This window comes from Pseudomonas sp. GW823-FHT06E10 (assembly GCF_058794995.1).
This window is the reverse complement of sequence record NZ_JBXAHJ010000013.1, coordinates 94,209-110,371: the sequence shown is the minus strand read 5'-3', so window position 1 is coordinate 110,371 and position 16,163 is coordinate 94,209. Positions and strand designations below refer to the sequence as shown.

The window sequence follows — 16,163 nt, the reverse complement described above, 5'->3', positions numbered from 1 at the left end:
CCATCACTTGAAGCGATGGACGTTCGACAGCTGCTTGTTGACGCTGAAGTTCTTGCGGTAGATCAGTGCCATCTTGCCGATGACCTGGACCAGATCCGCTTTGCCGACCTTGCAGAGCTCTGCAATGGACGCCAGGCGCGATTCGCGATCGAGGATGTTGAGCTTGATTTTGATCAGCTCGTGATCCGCCAATGCGCGTTCGAGTTCGGCTAACACACCTTCAGTCAAACCATTGTCTGCCACAATCAGAACCGGTTTCAGATGGTGGCCAATGGATTTGTACTGTTTCTTCTGCTCTTGAGTGAGCGGCATAATCTGACCCCTGCGTCTGATCTTGTAAAAAGCGGCGGCCAGTTTACCCGAGCGAGTCCGGGACCGCCCAGTTAATCACGACCCGTTTTATTTTCGAGGTGGCCCGTGGCCCGTTCCAAGACAAGCCTTAACTGGCTGAAAGAACATTTCAACGACCCATTCGTCAAAATGGCACAAAAAGACGGGTATCGTTCCCGCGCCAGCTACAAACTGCTGGAGATCCAGGAAAAGGACCGTCTGATCCGCCCGGGCATGAGCGTAATCGACCTTGGAGCGGCCCCTGGTGGCTGGTCCCAGGTGACCAGTCGTCTGATTGGTGGGCAGGGGACATTGATCGCTTCTGACATTCTGGAAATGGACAGCATCCCGGACGTGACCTTCATTCAGGGCGACTTTACCGAGGATGCCGTGCTGGCCCAGATCCTCGATGCCGTCGGAAATAAGGAAGTAGACCTTGTGATTTCCGATATGGCCCCCAATATGAGTGGACTACCAGCCGTGGACATGCCGCGAGCGATGTTCCTGTGCGAGTTGGCGCTGGATCTCTCGACTCGGGTGCTCAAGCCCGGTGGTGATTTTTTGATCAAGATCTTCCAGGGCGAAGGTTTCGACGAGTTCCACAAGAGCGTTCGCCAGCAGTTCGAGAAGGTGCAGATGCGCAAGCCGACTTCGTCGCGCGACCGTTCTCGCGAGCAGTACCTGCTGGGCCGTGGTTTCCGCGGACGCAGTGAGAGTTGAGTGAATTTTCGATCAAGGCGATAGGATTTTTGTATTACGCCTTGTCAGAATTAGCGAATATTGTGTAGGAAGTGTTTCACAAAGGGTTACAGACGGCGCCTGCCAAGTTGTAGGTAATGTAGTAAGTTAGGCCGGTGAATATCATGCGAAGCGCGCGCCAGTAGCGGAGCTTGCTTCAGAGGGTAGTTAATTGAACGATATGGCAAAGAATCTGATCCTGTGGTTGATCATCGCGGCTGTCCTGGTGACGGTGATGAACAACTTCTCCAGCCCTAACGAGCCGCAGACCCTCAACTATTCCGACTTCATCCAGCAGGTCAAGGATGGCAAGGTCGAGCGCGTAGCGGTTGATGGCTACGTGATTACCGGCAAGCGCAACGATGGCGACAGCTTCAAGACCATTCGCCCGGCGATCCAGGACAACGGCCTGATCGGCGACCTGGTGGATAACCACGTCGTGGTCGAAGGCAAGCAGCCTGAACAGCAAAGCATCTGGACTCAGCTTCTGGTTGCCAGCTTCCCGATCCTCGTGATCATCGCCGTGTTCATGTTCTTCATGCGGCAGATGCAGGGCGGTGCCGGTGGCAAGGGCGGGCCGATGAGCTTCGGCAAAAGCAAGGCGCGCCTGCTCTCCGAAGATCAGGTGAAGACGACCCTGGCTGACGTTGCCGGTTGCGACGAAGCCAAGGAAGAAGTCGGTGAACTGGTCGAGTTCCTGCGCGATCCGGGCAAATTCCAGCGCCTCGGTGGCCGCATTCCTCGCGGTGTGCTGATGGTGGGGCCTCCGGGTACCGGTAAAACCTTGATCGCCAAGGCCATCGCCGGCGAAGCCAAAGTACCGTTCTTCACCATTTCCGGCTCCGACTTCGTCGAAATGTTCGTCGGCGTGGGTGCCAGCCGTGTTCGCGACATGTTCGAGCAGGCCAAGAAACACGCTCCATGCATCATCTTCATCGACGAAATCGATGCGGTCGGTCGCCATCGTGGTGCTGGCATGGGTGGTGGTCACGACGAGCGCGAGCAGACGCTCAACCAATTGCTGGTTGAGATGGACGGCTTTGAGATGAATGACGGCATCATCGTGATTGCCGCGACCAACCGTCCCGATGTTCTGGACCCTGCGCTGCTGCGTCCGGGCCGTTTCGACCGTCAGGTTGTAGTTGGTCTGCCGGACATCCGTGGTCGCGAACAGATTCTCAAGGTTCACATGCGTAAAGTGCCGATGGGCGACGACGTTGCCCCGGCCGTGATCGCTCGTGGTACTCCAGGCTTCTCCGGTGCTGACCTGGCGAACCTGGTCAACGAGGCATCGTTGTTCGCTGCCCGTGCCGGCAAGCGCATCGTCGAGATGAAAGAATTCGAACTGGCGAAAGACAAGATCATGATGGGCGCCGAGCGCAAATCCATGGTCATGTCCGAGAAAGAAAAGCAGAACACGGCTTATCACGAAGCGGGTCACGCCATTGTAGGTCGTGTCGTGCCTGAGCATGATCCGGTGTACAAGGTGTCGATCATCCCGCGCGGTCGCGCTCTGGGTGTGACCATGTTCCTGCCGGAAGAAGATCGTTACAGCCTGTCCAAGCGTGCGTTGATCAGCCAGATCTGCTCGCTGTACGGCGGTCGTATCGCTGAAGAAATGACCCTGGGCTTCGATGGCGTGACCACCGGTGCCTCCAACGACATCATGCGCGCCAGCCAGATTGCGCGGAACATGGTGACCAAGTGGGGTCTTTCGGAAAAGCTCGGTCCGTTGATGTACGCCGAAGAAGAGGGTGAAGTGTTCCTCGGTCGCGGCGGTGGCGGTCAGAGTGCAAGTTTCTCTGGTGAGACGGCCAAGCTGATCGATTCCGAAGTGCGCAGCATCATTGATCAGTGCTATGGCACGGCGAAGCAGATTCTCACGGACAACCGTGACAAGCTCGATGCGATGGCCGATGCCTTGATGAAGTACGAAACGATCGATGCCGAGCAGATCGACGACATCATGGCGGGTCGTACGCCTCGCGAGCCGCGCGACTGGTCGGGTGGCACGGGTACTTCCGGCACCCCTCCGGTGGTGCAGGACGAGCGTCCGGAAACACCGATCGGCGGTCCTGCTGCTGACGTATAAGGTTTTAAATGACTTCTGTTCAGTCCTCGACCCGGTTGCCTTGCGGCAACCGGGTTCTTGATTTGGCCCAGACGCATGTTATGGGTATTCTCAATGTCACCCCTGATTCTTTCTCCGATGGTGGCCAATACAGCCAGCTTGACGCGGCCATGCGCCACGCCGAAGCCATGGTGGCTGCCGGCGCGACGCTGATCGACGTCGGTGGCGAGTCCACCCGCCCTGGTGCCAGGGTTGTGTCGCCACTCGAAGAACTGGAGCGCGTAGCCCCCATCGTCGAGCGCATCAATCGCGAGCTGGATGTGATCATCTCGGTCGACACCTCAACGCCTGCCGTCATGCGAGAAGCAGCGCGCCTGGGTGCGGGCCTGATCAACGATGTGCGTTCGTTGCGACGCGATGGTGCCCTGGATGCTGCTGCTGCCACCGGGCTGCCGGTTTGTCTGATGCACATGCTGGGCGAGCCGGGCGATATGCAGGACAATCCGCAGTATCAGGATGTCACCCGGGAGGTCGGCGAGTTTCTCGCCGAGCGCATGCATCAGTGTTCATTGGCGGGTATTCCAGCTGAGCGGATCATTCTTGATCCCGGCTTTGGCTTCGCCAAAACCTTGCAGCACAATCTGAGTTTGTTCAAACATATGGAAGCCCTGCATGTCTTGGGTCGGCCCCTGTTGGTCGGGGTTTCGCGTAAGAGCATGATTGGTCAGGCATTGAATCGTCCGGTGGGAGACCGGCTGTATGGTGGTTTGGCGCTCGCGGCGCTGGCTTTGGCGAAAGGTGCGCGTATATTGCGCGTCCATGATGTAGCCGAAACAGTGGATGTGGTGCGGATGATCGCCGCAGTGGAATCAGCCGAATAAGAATGAAGGAGCACTTATGAGCAAAAAATATTTTGGCACCGATGGTATTCGTGGGCGTGTCGGTGAATACCCGATTACTCCTGATTTCATGCTCAAGCTCGGCTGGGCTGCAGGCATGGCTTTCCGCAAGATGGGCGCCTGCAAGGTATTGGTAGGCAAGGACACCCGAATCTCCGGCTACATGTTTGAGTCGGCGCTTGAAGCGGGGCTGACGTCGGCAGGTGCCGATGTGATGCTGCTGGGGCCGATGCCGACTCCGGCAATCGCCTACCTGACGCGCACTTTCCATGCCGAGGCAGGCATCGTCATCAGTGCGTCGCATAATCCGCATGATGACAATGGCATCAAGTTCTTCTCCGGCAAGGGCACCAAGCTTCCGGATGAAGTCGAGCACATGATCGAAGAGCTGCTCGATACCCCAATGACTGTGGTTGAGTCGAGCAAGATCGGCAAGGTGTCGCGAATCAATGACGCGTCGGGTCGGTATATCGAATTCTGCAAGAGCAGTGTGCCGACCGGTACCAGCTTTACCGGCCTCAAGATCGTGATCGACTGCGCTCACGGTGCGACCTACAAAGTGGCGCCGAGCGTGTTCCGCGAGTTGGGCGCTGAAGTCGTCGTATTGTCGGCGCAGCCGAATGGATTGAACATCAACGACAATTGCGGTTCGACCCATATGGGGTCGCTGCAGGCTGCCGTCGTGGCCGAGAAGGCTGATCTGGGCATTGCCTTCGATGGTGACGGTGATCGCGTTCAGATGGTCGATCACACGGGAGCGGTGGTGGACGGCGACGAATTGCTGTTCATCATTGCCCGTGACCTGCATGAGCGCGGCAAGCTGCAGGGCGGCGTGGTCGGAACCCTGATGAGTAACCTGGGGCTGGAGCTGGCCTTGGCGGATCTGGGTATTCCATTGGTGCGCGCCAATGTCGGTGACCGCTATGTCATTGCCGAACTGCTGGAGCGCAACTGGATCGTGGGTGGTGAAAACTCCGGGCACATCGTGTGCTTCAGCCACACCACCACGGGCGATGCAATTATTGCGGCGCTGCAGGTGTTGATGGCGCTGGGCAGGCGTGACGAAGGTCTGGCGCAATCGCGGCAGGCGCTGCGCAAGTGTCCTCAGGTGCTGATCAATGTGCGATTCGGCGGTGGCGCAAGCCCTCTCGAACATCCGTCGGTCAAGGAGGCCAGCGAGCGTGTGACCAAGGCCATGGCAGGTCGCGGGCGTGTGCTGTTGCGCAAGTCCGGAACCGAGCCGCTGGTGCGTGTGATGGTCGAAGGTGAAGACGAAACGCAGGTTCGTGGGTATGCCGAAGAGCTGGCAAAACTGGTTACTGAAGTTTCTGCCTGAATTCGGCTTGCCAGCCATGATTGTGTTGGGTAACATCTGCGCCCACTTTGACCGACGAGGTACAGCATGCGTCGCCCTATGGTAGCTGGTAACTGGAAGATGCACGGTACCCGCGCCAGCGTCGCAGAGCTGATCAACGGCCTTCGTGACTTGGCCTTGCCGAGCAGTGTTGATGTTGCGGTATTCCCGCCTTTCCTGCATATCAATCAAGTGATTGAAGGCCTGGAAGGAAAGTCGATTTCGGTCGGCGCGCAGAATTCTGCGGTGGAATCCGGACAAGGTGCGTTGACCGGTGAAGTTGCACCGAGTCAGTTGGTGGATGCAGGTTGTTCCCTGGTGCTTGTCGGGCATTCCGAGCGCCGCCAGATTCTGGGGGAGCAGGACGCAATGCTGATCCGCAAGTTCGCAGCGGCACAGGCATGTGGCTTGACTCCGGTGTTGTGCATAGGGGAGACCCTGGAGCAACGTGAAGCCGGAAAAACTCTTGAGGTTGTCTCGCGTCAGCTTGGCAGTATCATTGAGGAGCTGGGTGTCGGTGCCTTTGCCAAGGCAGTGATCGCTTACGAGCCGGTCTGGGCCATTGGCACGGGGCTGACTGCAACGCCGCAACAGGCGCAGGATGTGCACGCAGCCATTCGCGCCCAGTTGGCGGCAGAGAATTCTGAAGTCGCACAAGGTGTGCGGCTTCTATACGGCGGCAGCGTGAAGGCGGCCAATGCGGTCGAACTGTTCGGCATGCCGGATATCGATGGGGGTCTCATTGGTGGGGCTTCCCTGAATGCAGATGAGTTCGGTGCGATCTGTCGCGCCGCGGGAAACTGAAAAAATGCTGGAAACAGTCGTAGTCGTTTTTCATCTGCTGGGTGCATTGGGCGTAGTAGCTCTGGTTTTGCTGCAGCAGGGTAAAGGTGCGGATGCTGGCGCGTCTTTCGGAGCAGGTGCTTCAAATACTGTGTTCGGAAGCCAAGGTTCCTCTACCTTTCTTAGTAAGTTTACTGCTATACTTGCCGCAGGTTTTTTCATAACCAGCTTGGGGTTAGGTTACTTTGCTAAAGAGAAGGCTCACCAGCTGACTCAAGTAGGTCTCCCAAATCCAGCGGTACTTGAAGTTCCAAAGCAACAACCGGCTTCTGATGATGTCCCGGTGCTTCAAGAGCAAAAGTCGGCTACTCCAGCGACTGACGTGCCTCCAGCTCAAGAGCAGAAGTAAGAAGGGTTTCAAACGTAGTATTGCCGAGGTGGTGGAATTGGTAGACACGCAACCTTGAGGTGGTTGTGCCCATAGGGTGTAGGGGTTCGAGTCCCCTTCTCGGTACCAATTAGTCAGGAGAGCCCGCTGTTGCGGGCTTTCTTGCAGGTGGAAGGTTACATTGACCCTGTAGGGGATCGGTCGTATACTTCCGCCCCAGCTTTGTCGCGGGGTGGAGCAGTCTGGTAGCTCGTCGGGCTCATAACCCGAAGGTCGTCGGTTCAAATCCGGCCCCCGCAACCAGTTTAAGGAGCCCCTTTTAAGGGGCTTTTTGTTAGCTGGACACTTTCAACGCCGCTGTTCGACGGCGTTTCAAGGATGGGCGTTTCGCCCATTTTTTTATTTTGCATAGCATGCACATACATGCACTAGGGGGTTCAGGTGTCGAGCAAGCTAGAAGAGTTGCAGGCCTTGCTGGCCCCGGTGGTCGTGGCCCTAGGCTATGAATGCTGGGGTATCGAGTTTTCGGCTCAGGGTCGTCACTCGATGTTGCGCGTTTATATCGATAAAGAAGGCGGCGTGCTGGTGGACGATTGCGCCATCGTCAGCCGTCAGATCAGCGGTGTGCTGGATGTTGAAGATCCTATCTCCGTTGAGTACACCCTTGAAGTTTCCTCGCCTGGCATGGAACGCCCTCTGTTCACTCTTGAGCAGTTTGCAAAATTTGCCGGTGAACAAGTGAAGATCAAGCTGCGCTCGCCTTTTGAAGGACGACGCAACTTTCAGGGCCTTCTGCGCGGCGTAGAAGAGCAGGATGTCGTGGTGCAGGTAGATGACCATGAGTTCCTGTTGCCGATCGATATGATCGACAAGGCCAACATTATTCCCAGTTTTGACTGAGGCGTGCCAGATACTGCGGATCCCGCGGATCCAATGGCTTGCGAAAGGCGAGGCGTACGATGAGCAAAGAAGTACTGCTGGTTGTTGAGTCGGTATCCAATGAAAAGGGCGTACCGGCAAACGTGATTTTTGAAGCGCTGGAGCTGGCCTTGGCCACTGCTACCAAAAAGCGTTTTGAAGACGAAGTTGATCTGCGTGTGGAAATCAACCGCCACACGGGTGCATACGAGACATTCCGTCGCTGGACGGTCGTCGAAGAAGCAGACCTGGACGATCCGGCCATCGAAACCTGGCCGAGCAAGGTTGCTGAAACGCATCCTGGCGCCAAGGTCGGTGACGTCGTAGAAGAGAAGATCGAGTCCATCGAGTTCGGCCGCATTGCCGCACAGACTGCCAAGCAAGTCATTGTGCAGAAAGTTCGCGAAGCCGAGCGCGCTCAGGTTGTTGACGCTTACCGCGAGCGCCTGGGTGAAATCATCTCCGGCACCGTGAAAAAAGTTACCCGCGACAACGTGATCGTTGATCTGGGCAACAACGCTGAAGCGTTGCTGGCCCGTGAAGACATCATTTCTCGCGAAACTTTCCGGGTTGGCGTGCGTCTGCGTGCGCTGCTCAAGGAAATCCGCACCGAGAACCGCGGCCCGCAGTTGATCCTGTCGCGTACCGCGCCGGAAATGCTGATCGAGTTGTTCCGCATCGAAGTGCCGGAAATTGCCGAAGGCCTGATCGAAGTGATGGCTGCGTCCCGTGATCCGGGTTCGCGCGCCAAGATCGCCGTTCGCTCCAAGGACAAACGCATCGACCCGCAGGGCGCTTGCATCGGTATGCGCGGTTCGCGCGTCCAGGCAGTGTCGGGTGAGTTGGGCGGTGAGCGTGTTGACATCGTCCTGTGGGACGACAACCCGGCTCAGTTCGTGATCAACGCCATGTCCCCGGCCGAGGTTGCGGCAATTATCGTTGACGAAGATGCCCACGCAATGGACATCGCCGTTGGCGCAGACAATCTGGCTCAGGCCATCGGTCGCGGTGGTCAGAACGTGCGTCTGGCCAGCCAGTTGACTGGCTGGACCCTGAACGTGATGACCGAATCGGACATCCAGGCTAAACAGCAAGCAGAAACCGGCGACATCCTGCGCAACTTCATCGACGAGCTGGAAGTCGACGAAGAACTGGCTCAGGTGCTGGTTGATGAAGGCTTCACCAGCCTGGAAGAGATTGCCTACGTACCGTTGGAAGAAATGCTCAACATCGACGGCTTTGACGAGGAAATCGTCAACGAGCTTCGCGCTCGTGCCAAGGATCGCTTGTTGACCAAAGCCATCGCTACTGAGGAAAAGCTGGCAGACGCCCATCCGGCCGAAGACCTGCTCTCGCTTGAGGGTATGGACAAGGATTTGGCGATGGAACTGGCGGTGCGCGGCGTAATTACCCGCGAAGACCTGGCCGAGCAGTCTATTGACGACCTGCTCGACATCGACGGCATTGACGATGATCGTGCCGGCAAGTTGATCATGGCCGCCCGAGCCCACTGGTTCGAGTAATTAGGCGCGGCCTGAGGAGAGAAGTGCATGACGCAAGTCACGGTGAAACAACTGGCCGATGAGGTCAAAACACCGGTAGAGCGCCTGTTGCAGCAGATGCGTGAGGCAGGTCTGCCGCACACCGCCGCCGAAGAAAGTGTGACTGACAGTGAGAAGCAATCGTTGCTGACTCACTTGAAAAGCAGCCACAAGGCGAAAGTGGAAGAACCACGCAAGATTACGCTGCAGCGTAAAACCACCAGCACCCTGCGTGTTGCTGGCAGCAAGAGCATCAGCGTTGAAGTACGCAAGAAGAAAGTCTTCGTACAGCGCAGCCCGGAAGAAATCGAAGCCGAGCGCAAGCGTGAACTGGATGAACGTCGCGCAGTAGAAAATGCTGCTCGTCAGAAGGCTGAAGAAGAAGCCAAGTGTCGCGCCGAAGAAGAAGCGCGTCGCCAGCCTGCTGCTGCGCCGACCGCTCAAGCCGAACCTGTTGCAGCGCCTGCTGCGGTGGCCGAGCCAGTTCGCGAAAGCGCACCGGTTGTGGCGGCTGCTCCAGCTCCTGCGGCCGATACCCGCAAGCGCGACGAACAGCGCCGTCCGGACAAGCCACGTGCCGATGACAGCAACCGTCGCGGTAGCGGCGATGGCGAGCGCAAAAACGCTCCGCATCGTGCTTCGGTCAAGGAAAAGGCTCCGGCTCCACGTGTTGCCCCACGTACTACCGACGAAGAAAGCGATGGCTTCCGTCGTGGTGGTCGCGGCAAGGCCAAGCTGAAGAAGCGCAACGCCCACGGTTTCCAGAGCCCGACCGGCCCTGTCGTGCGCGAAGTGAAGATCGGCGAAACCATCACTGTTGGCGATCTCGCCCAGCAGATGTCGGTGAAGGCTGCTGAAATCATCAAGTTCATGTTCAAACTGGGTACTCCAGCGACCATCAACCAGGTACTGGATCAGGAAACTGCCCAGTTGGTTGCCGAGGAGCTGGGCCACAAAGTGACCCTGGTCAGCGACACCGCCCTGGAAGATTCCCTGGCCGAGTCCCTGAAGTTTGAAGGCGAGGCAGTTTCCCGCGCACCAGTCGTGACCGTAATGGGCCACGTTGACCACGGTAAGACTTCCCTGCTCGACTACATCCGTCGTGCCAAGGTTGCTGCTGGCGAAGCCGGTGGTATCACCCAGCACATCGGCGCATACCACGTTGAAACCGACCGTGGCATGGTGACTTTCCTCGACACCCCTGGTCACGCCGCGTTTACCGCAATGCGTGCCCGTGGTGCCAAGGCGACCGACATCGTGATCCTGGTGGTTGCAGCGGACGACGGCGTGATGCCGCAGACCATTGAAGCTGTCCAGCACGCAGTAGCGGCTGGTGTGCCACTGGTTGTTGCAGTGAACAAGATCGACAAGCCAGGTGCTGACCTCGATCGCATCCGTAGCGAACTGTCGGTTCACGGCGTGACGTCGGAAGAGTGGGGTGGTGACACTCCGTTCGTACCGGTCTCGGCGAAGATGGGTACTGGCGTCGACGAACTGCTCGAAGCCGTATTGCTGCAAGCCGAAGTCCTGGAACTGACTGCAACTCCGTCGGCTCCTGGTCGTGGCGTCGTGGTTGAATCGCGTCTGGACAAGGGCCGTGGCCCGGTGGCTACCGTTCTGGTTCAAGACGGTACCCTGCGCCAAGGCGACATGGTCCTGGTCGGTTCGAACTATGGCCGTGTACGTGCCATGCTCGACGAGAACGGCAAGCCAATCAAGGAAGCCGGTCCGGCCATCCCTGTCGAGATTCTCGGCCTGGACGGTACCCCGGACGCTGGCGACGAGATGAGTGTGGTTGCCGACGAGAAGAAAGCCCGTGAAGTGGCTTTGTTCCGTCAAGGCAAGTTCCGCGAAGTCAAACTGGCTCGCGCTCACGCCGGCAAGCTGGAAAACATCTTCGAAAACATGGGCCAGGAAGAGAAGAAGACGCTCAACATCGTCCTCAAATCCGACGTCCGTGGTTCGCTGGAAGCGTTGAACGGTGCCTTGAACGGCCTGGGTAACGACGAAGTGCAAGTGCGTGTAGTGGGTGGCGGCGTCGGTGGTATCACCGAATCCGACGCCAACCTGGCACTGGCCTCCAACGCTGTACTGTTCGGCTTCAACGTGCGTGCCGATGCCGGCGCGCGCAAGATCGTCGAGCAGGAAGGTCTGGATATGCGTTACTACAACGTGATCTACGACATCATCGAAGACGTCAAGAAAGCCCTGACCGGTATGCTCGGCAGCGATGTTCGCGAGAACATCCTGGGTATCGCCGAAGTGCGTGACGTGTTCCGTTCGCCGAAGTTTGGCGCGATCGCCGGTTGCATGGTTATCGAAGGTGTTGTTCACCGTAACCGTCCAATCCGTGTACTGCGTGAAGACATCGTTATCTTCGAAGGCGAGCTGGAATCCCTGCGCCGCTTCAAGGATGACGCTTCCGAAGTACGTGCCGGCATGGAATGCGGTATCGGCGTGAAGAGCTACAACGACGTTAAAGTCGGTGACAAGATCGAAGTCTTCGAGAAGGTGCAGGTTGCTCGCAGCCTCTAACTCGCGCACTTCAGGAGCCGTGACGGGTCGTCGCATGCAAATGCGCTATTCGTCACCAGGACTCTAAACGCAACGCCCGGTCTGGCTTTTGTCAGGCCGGGCGTTTGCCGCTTTCAGACCTCACGGGTTTGACCGTGGGGCAGTAACAGGTAACAAGACATGGCAAAAGAATATAGCCGTACCCAACGCATCGGCGATCAGATGCAGCGTGAGCTGGCACAACTGATCCGTCGTGAAGTCAAAGACCCGCGCGTCGGCCTGGTCACCATTACCGCAGTGGAAGTCAGCCGTGACGTCGGTCACGCCAAGATCTTCATCACCGTGATGGGGCAGGACAGCGCCGAAGAAATTGCACAAAGCATCAAGGTGCTCAACTCTGCCGCCGGTTTCCTGCGCATGCAGTTGGCTCGCGAGATGAAGCTGCGCAGCGTTCCACAGCTGCACTTCCACTACGACGAAAGCGTCGTGCGTGGTGCGCATCTGTCGGCATTGATCGAGCGCGCAGTGGCTGAAGACAATCAGCATCCGGTTGCGGCAGAAGCCGAAGACACCAAGGAGTAATCGGTGGCTCAGGTCAAACGTATCCGTCGTAACGTCAGCGGCATTATCCTTCTCGACAAACCGCTGGGGTTCACCTCCAACGCGGCCTTGCAGAAGGTTCGCTGGTTGCTGAACGCCGAAAAGGCAGGTCATACCGGCAGTCTCGATCCCTTGGCCACCGGCGTGTTGCCGCTGTGCTTCGGCGAGGCGACCAAGTTCTCGCAATACCTGCTCGATTCCGACAAGGGTTATGAAACCCTGGCGCAACTGGGCAAGACCACCACCACGGCGGATGCCGAAGGTGAAGTTTTGCAGGAGCGCCCGGTGACCGTTGGTCGCCCCGATATCGAGGCTGTACTGCCGAAATTTCGTGGGCAAATCAGTCAGATACCGCCGATGTACTCAGCACTCAAGCGTGACGGCCAGCCGCTGTACAAGCTGGCTCGTGCAGGCGAAGTAGTGGAGCGCGAACCGCGTTCTGTTACTATTACGCGCTTGGAATTGCTGGCCTTCGAAGGTGATACTGCGCGGCTGGCGGTGGATTGCAGCAAAGGCACCTATATCCGTACCCTGGTGGAGGATATCGGTGAGCAACTCGGTTGTGGCGCTTACGTTGCAGAACTGCGACGTACCCAGGCCGGGCCATTCACCCTGGCGCAGACGGTTACCCTCGAAGAGCTGGAAGCGGTACATGCCGAAGGCGGCAACGAAGCGGTCGATCGCTTCCTGATGCCATCGGACAGCGGCCTGCTGGATTGGCCACTGTTGCAGTTCTCGGAAGCGAGTGCGTTCTACTGGCTCAACGGCCAGCCGGTACGTGCCCCGGATGCTCCGAAGTTCGGCATGGTACGGGTACAGGATCACAATGGTCGCTTCATCGGTATCGGTGAAGTGAGCGAAGACGGGCGCATCGCGCCGCGTCGACTGATTCGGTCAGAATGACCGGACGAGGGTGGCTGTCAACAGGCACGGTCACTACTCATTTTTAGATACAGGGATTTGTCCCTGGCCTGTTGAAACTGTTTTTCTGAAACAGTTTCCTGATAAAAGGATTGCCTCATGGCTCTCGACGTTCAAGAAAAAGCTCAAATCGTAGCTGACTACCAGCAAGCTGTTGGTGACACCGGTTCGCCAGAAGTGCAAGTTGCACTGCTGACCGCCAACATCAACAAACTGCAAGGTCACTTCAAGGCCAACGGTAAAGACCACCACTCCCGTCGTGGTCTGATCCGCATGGTTAACCAGCGTCGTAAGCTGCTGGACTACCTGAAAGGCAAGGATCTGGGTCGTTATCAGACTCTGATCGGTCGCCTGGGTCTGCGTCGCTAATAAGCGATTGCGCTAGAGGTTGGTTGTCTGTCGTGCACCAGCGGGTTTCCCGCCGGCGCATGGCAGGCTCCCAGCCTCAAGTTTTATCTGGATACCTGCTTTGCCTGAGTAACACCTGGACAAACCAGTCGGGCCGATTCCCGGCGTTGCCCAAGAATTTCGCAAGAAACCAGTTCCCCCAAGAGCCACAAAGAAGGTAGGACACCGTGAACCCGGTAATCAAAAAATTCCAGTTCGGTCAGTCGACCGTTACCCTCGAGACTGGCCGTATCGCCCGTCAGGCCTCCGGCGCAGTATTGGTCACCGTTGACGACGACGTCAGCGTATTGGTGACCGTAGTCGGTGCAAAACAAGCCGATCCAGGCAAGGGCTTCTTCCCTCTGTCTGTTCATTACCAGGAAAAGACTTACGCTGCCGGTAAGATCCCTGGCGGTTTCTTCAAGCGCGAAGGCCGTCCTTCCGAGAAAGAAACCCTGACTTCCCGACTGATCGACCGTCCGATCCGTCCGCTGTTCCCGGAAGGCTTCATGAACGAAGTGCAGGTTGTCTGCACCGTCGTTTCCACCAGCAAGAAGACCGATCCGGACATCGCTGCGATGATCGGTACCTCGGCTGCGCTGGCGATCTCCGGCATTCCTTTCGATGGCCCGATCGGCGCTGCCCGCGTTGCGTTCCACGAAAGCACCGGTTACCTGCTGAACCCGACTTACGAGCAACAGGCTGCTTCGAGCCTGGACATGGTCGTTGCCGGTACTTCGGACGCTGTGCTGATGGTTGAATCGGAAGCCAAAGAGCTGACCGAAGACCAGATGCTGGGCGCGGTACTGTTTGCTCACGACGAGTTCCAGGTTGTGATCAACGCCGTCAAAGAACTGGCCGCTGAAGCTGCCAAGCCAACCTGGACCTGGGCGCCTGCGCCAGAAGCCACCGAACTGCTGGGCGCTATCCGTGCCGAGTTCGGCGAAGCGATCTCCCAGGCCTACACCATCACCGTCAAGGCCGACCGTTACGCTCGCCTGGGCGAGTTGAAGGATCAGGTCGTTGCCAAGCTGTCCGGTGAAGAAGGCCAGCCTTCTTCCAGCGAAGTCAAAGCGGCTTTCGGCGAAATCGAATACCGCACCGTTCGCGAAAACATCGTTAACGGCAAGCCACGTATCGACGGTCGCGACACCAAGACCGTACGTCCGTTGAACATCGAAGTCGGCGTTCTGCCAAAAACCCACGGTTCGGCTCTGTTCACCCGTGGCGAAACCCAGGCTCTGGTCGTTGCAACTCTGGGTACTGCCCGTGATGCACAGCTGCTGGACACCCTGGAAGGCGAGAAGAAAGACCCGTTCATGCTGCACTACAACTTCCCTCCGTTCTCGGTAGGCGAGTGTGGTCGCATGGGTGGCGCTGGTCGTCGCGAAATCGGTCACGGCCGTCTGGCCCGTCGTTCGGTTTCGGCCATGCTGCCTGCCGCTGACGTGTTCCCGTACACCATCCGTGTTGTGTCGGAAATCACCGAATCCAACGGTTCGAGCTCGATGGCTTCCGTTTGCGGCGCTTCCCTGGCCCTGATGGACGCTGGTGTGCCGATGAAGGCGCCGGTTGCCGGTATCGCCATGGGTCTGGTTAAAGAAGGCGAGAAATTCGCCGTCCTGACCGACATCCTGGGCGACGAAGACCACCTGGGCGACATGGACTTCAAGGTAGCCGGTACCGCCAAAGGCGTCACCGCGCTGCAGATGGACATCAAGATCAAGGGCATCACCGAAGAGATCATGGAAATCGCTCTGGGCCAAGCCCTGGAAGCGCGCCTGAACATCCTCGGCCAGATGAACCAGATCATTGGCCAGTCGCGTACCGAACTGTCGGCCAACGCTCCGACCATGATCGCGATGAAGATCGACACCGACAAAATCCGTGATGTCATCGGTAAAGGCGGCGCGACCATTCGTGCGATCTGTGAAGAAACCAAGGCTTCGATCGACATCGAAGACGACGGTTCGATCAAGATCTTCGGCGAAACCAAGGAAGCGGCTGAAGCAGCACGTCAGCGCGTTCTGGGCATCACCGCTGAAGCCGAGATCGGCAAGATCTACGTCGGCAAGGTTGAGCGCATCGTCGACTTCGGCGCATTCGTCAACATCCTGCCGGGCAAGGACGGTCTGGTTCACATCTCCATGCTGAGCGATGCTCGCGTTGAGAAAGTGACCGACATCCTGAAAGAAGGCCAGGAAGTGGAAGTGCTGGTACTGGACGTGGACAACCGCGGCCGTATCAAGCTGTCCATCAAAGACGTGGCGGCAGCCAAGGCTTCGGGCGTTTAATCACGCCTCACGCCTGACCGCTTCAACGTTATAAAAAATGCCCCGCCGTGAAAACGGTGGGGCATTTTTTTGTCTGTAGATCACAGAGTTGATTGACGACGTTGCCGTTGCCGAAACTCGGTGCTAGGTTTAGCCCACCGCCCGTGTAGCTCAGCCGGTAGAGCAGCGCACTCGTAACGCGAAGGTCGCAGGTTCGATTCCTGTCTCGGGCACCATATCTCCCTCGCTTGTTTCACCTTTCCGCTCAGGTTCTCGACGGTGCGCTTGAGGTTCTCGAGTTCGCGGTCCTGATCGCTGTTTGAATTTATGTTCCCGCCGCCATCAAAACATTGTGTGCACAACTTTTTGTGGGGAGATGTAAAGAGACGTGTAAATCCTCAGCCAAACGTCCTATATTCGGAGTCTGCCTGAGCAACGCCCAGCAG

14 protein-coding genes and 3 tRNA genes are annotated in these 16,163 nt (G+C 57.7%); 16 read left to right on the top strand and 1 reads right to left on the bottom strand.

The genetic code is table 11. The annotated features are described in order from the left end of the window. Positions 1–3 precede the first annotated feature (3 nt). Entirely contained in the window at positions 4–312 is a 309-nt protein-coding gene (locus tag AC1Q6Y_RS20715; protein WP_007942889.1) for a YhbY family RNA-binding protein, read from the bottom strand. Positions 313–417: 105 nt separating this feature from the next. Between AC1Q6Y_RS20715 and rlmE the strand changes: the two genes are divergently transcribed. The 16 genes from rlmE (at position 418) to AC1Q6Y_RS20635 (ending at position 15,953) form a co-directional block, all read left to right on the top strand. Then, a complete protein-coding gene (rlmE, locus tag AC1Q6Y_RS20710) occupies positions 418–1,050 on the top strand; it encodes a 23S rRNA (uridine(2552)-2'-O)-methyltransferase RlmE (RefSeq protein WP_057716479.1) in 633 nt (210 codons plus the stop codon). 199 nt (positions 1,051–1,249) lie between these two features. Next, positions 1,250–3,160 (top strand): ATP-dependent zinc metalloprotease FtsH, encoded by a 1,911-nt coding sequence (gene ftsH, locus AC1Q6Y_RS20705; RefSeq protein WP_057716478.1) that lies wholly within the window; start codon positions 1,250–1,252, stop codon positions 3,158–3,160. Positions 3,161–3,168: 8 nt separating this feature from the next. Next, positions 3,169–4,020, top strand: coding sequence for a dihydropteroate synthase (folP, locus tag AC1Q6Y_RS20700; protein ID WP_218494886.1), 852 nt, complete (start codon positions 3,169–3,171; stop codon positions 4,018–4,020). 16 nt (positions 4,021–4,036) lie between these two features. Continuing rightward, positions 4,037–5,374, top strand: a complete 1,338-nt coding sequence (glmM, locus tag AC1Q6Y_RS20695; protein WP_090453035.1) for a phosphoglucosamine mutase — start codon at positions 4,037–4,039, stop codon at positions 5,372–5,374. 66 nt (positions 5,375–5,440) lie between these two features. Continuing rightward, on the top strand, positions 5,441–6,196 hold the full coding sequence (tpiA, locus tag AC1Q6Y_RS20690; protein ID WP_218494887.1) for a triose-phosphate isomerase: 756 nt from the start codon (positions 5,441–5,443) through the stop codon (positions 6,194–6,196). Between the two features lie 4 nt (positions 6,197–6,200). After that, positions 6,201–6,584, top strand: a complete 384-nt coding sequence (gene secG / locus AC1Q6Y_RS20685) for a preprotein translocase subunit SecG (RefSeq protein ID WP_017336473.1) — start codon at positions 6,201–6,203, stop codon at positions 6,582–6,584. 22 nt (positions 6,585–6,606) lie between these two features. Next, positions 6,607–6,692, top strand: a tRNA-Leu gene (locus tag AC1Q6Y_RS20680). 97 nt (positions 6,693–6,789) lie between these two features. Further along, positions 6,790–6,866, top strand: a tRNA-Met gene (locus AC1Q6Y_RS20675). 138 nt (positions 6,867–7,004) lie between these two features. Next, complete coding sequence (rimP, locus tag AC1Q6Y_RS20670) at positions 7,005–7,463, top strand: ribosome maturation factor RimP (RefSeq protein ID WP_007915250.1); 459 nt, start codon at positions 7,005–7,007, stop codon at positions 7,461–7,463. A 59-nt stretch (positions 7,464–7,522) separates the two neighbouring features. After that, positions 7,523–9,004, top strand: coding sequence for a transcription termination factor NusA (gene nusA, locus AC1Q6Y_RS20665; RefSeq protein ID WP_007988680.1), 1,482 nt, complete (start codon positions 7,523–7,525; stop codon positions 9,002–9,004). Positions 9,005–9,031: 27 nt separating this feature from the next. Beyond that, positions 9,032–11,557: a translation initiation factor IF-2 gene (gene infB, locus AC1Q6Y_RS20660; protein ID WP_492625055.1), complete on the top strand. Its 2,526-nt coding sequence runs from the start codon at positions 9,032–9,034 to the stop codon at positions 11,555–11,557. Between the two features lie 159 nt (positions 11,558–11,716). Beyond that, a complete protein-coding gene (gene rbfA / locus AC1Q6Y_RS20655; RefSeq protein ID WP_007973108.1) occupies positions 11,717–12,118 on the top strand; it encodes a 30S ribosome-binding factor RbfA in 402 nt (133 codons plus the stop codon). A 3-nt stretch (positions 12,119–12,121) separates the two neighbouring features. Continuing rightward, the gene (gene truB / locus AC1Q6Y_RS20650; protein WP_090453040.1) at positions 12,122–13,039 is read left to right on the top strand and encodes a tRNA pseudouridine(55) synthase TruB; all 918 of its coding nucleotides are present in this window, start codon (positions 12,122–12,124) and stop codon (positions 13,037–13,039) included. A 117-nt stretch (positions 13,040–13,156) separates the two neighbouring features. Continuing rightward, positions 13,157–13,426: a 30S ribosomal protein S15 gene (rpsO, locus tag AC1Q6Y_RS20645; RefSeq protein ID WP_015093441.1), complete on the top strand. Its 270-nt coding sequence runs from the start codon at positions 13,157–13,159 to the stop codon at positions 13,424–13,426. A gap of 206 nt (positions 13,427–13,632) precedes the next feature. After that, entirely contained in the window at positions 13,633–15,738 is a 2,106-nt protein-coding gene (pnp, locus tag AC1Q6Y_RS20640; protein WP_007915263.1) for a polyribonucleotide nucleotidyltransferase, read from the top strand. Between the two features lie 139 nt (positions 15,739–15,877). Then, a tRNA-Thr gene (locus AC1Q6Y_RS20635) sits at positions 15,878–15,953 on the top strand. Positions 15,954–16,163 lie beyond the last annotated feature (210 nt).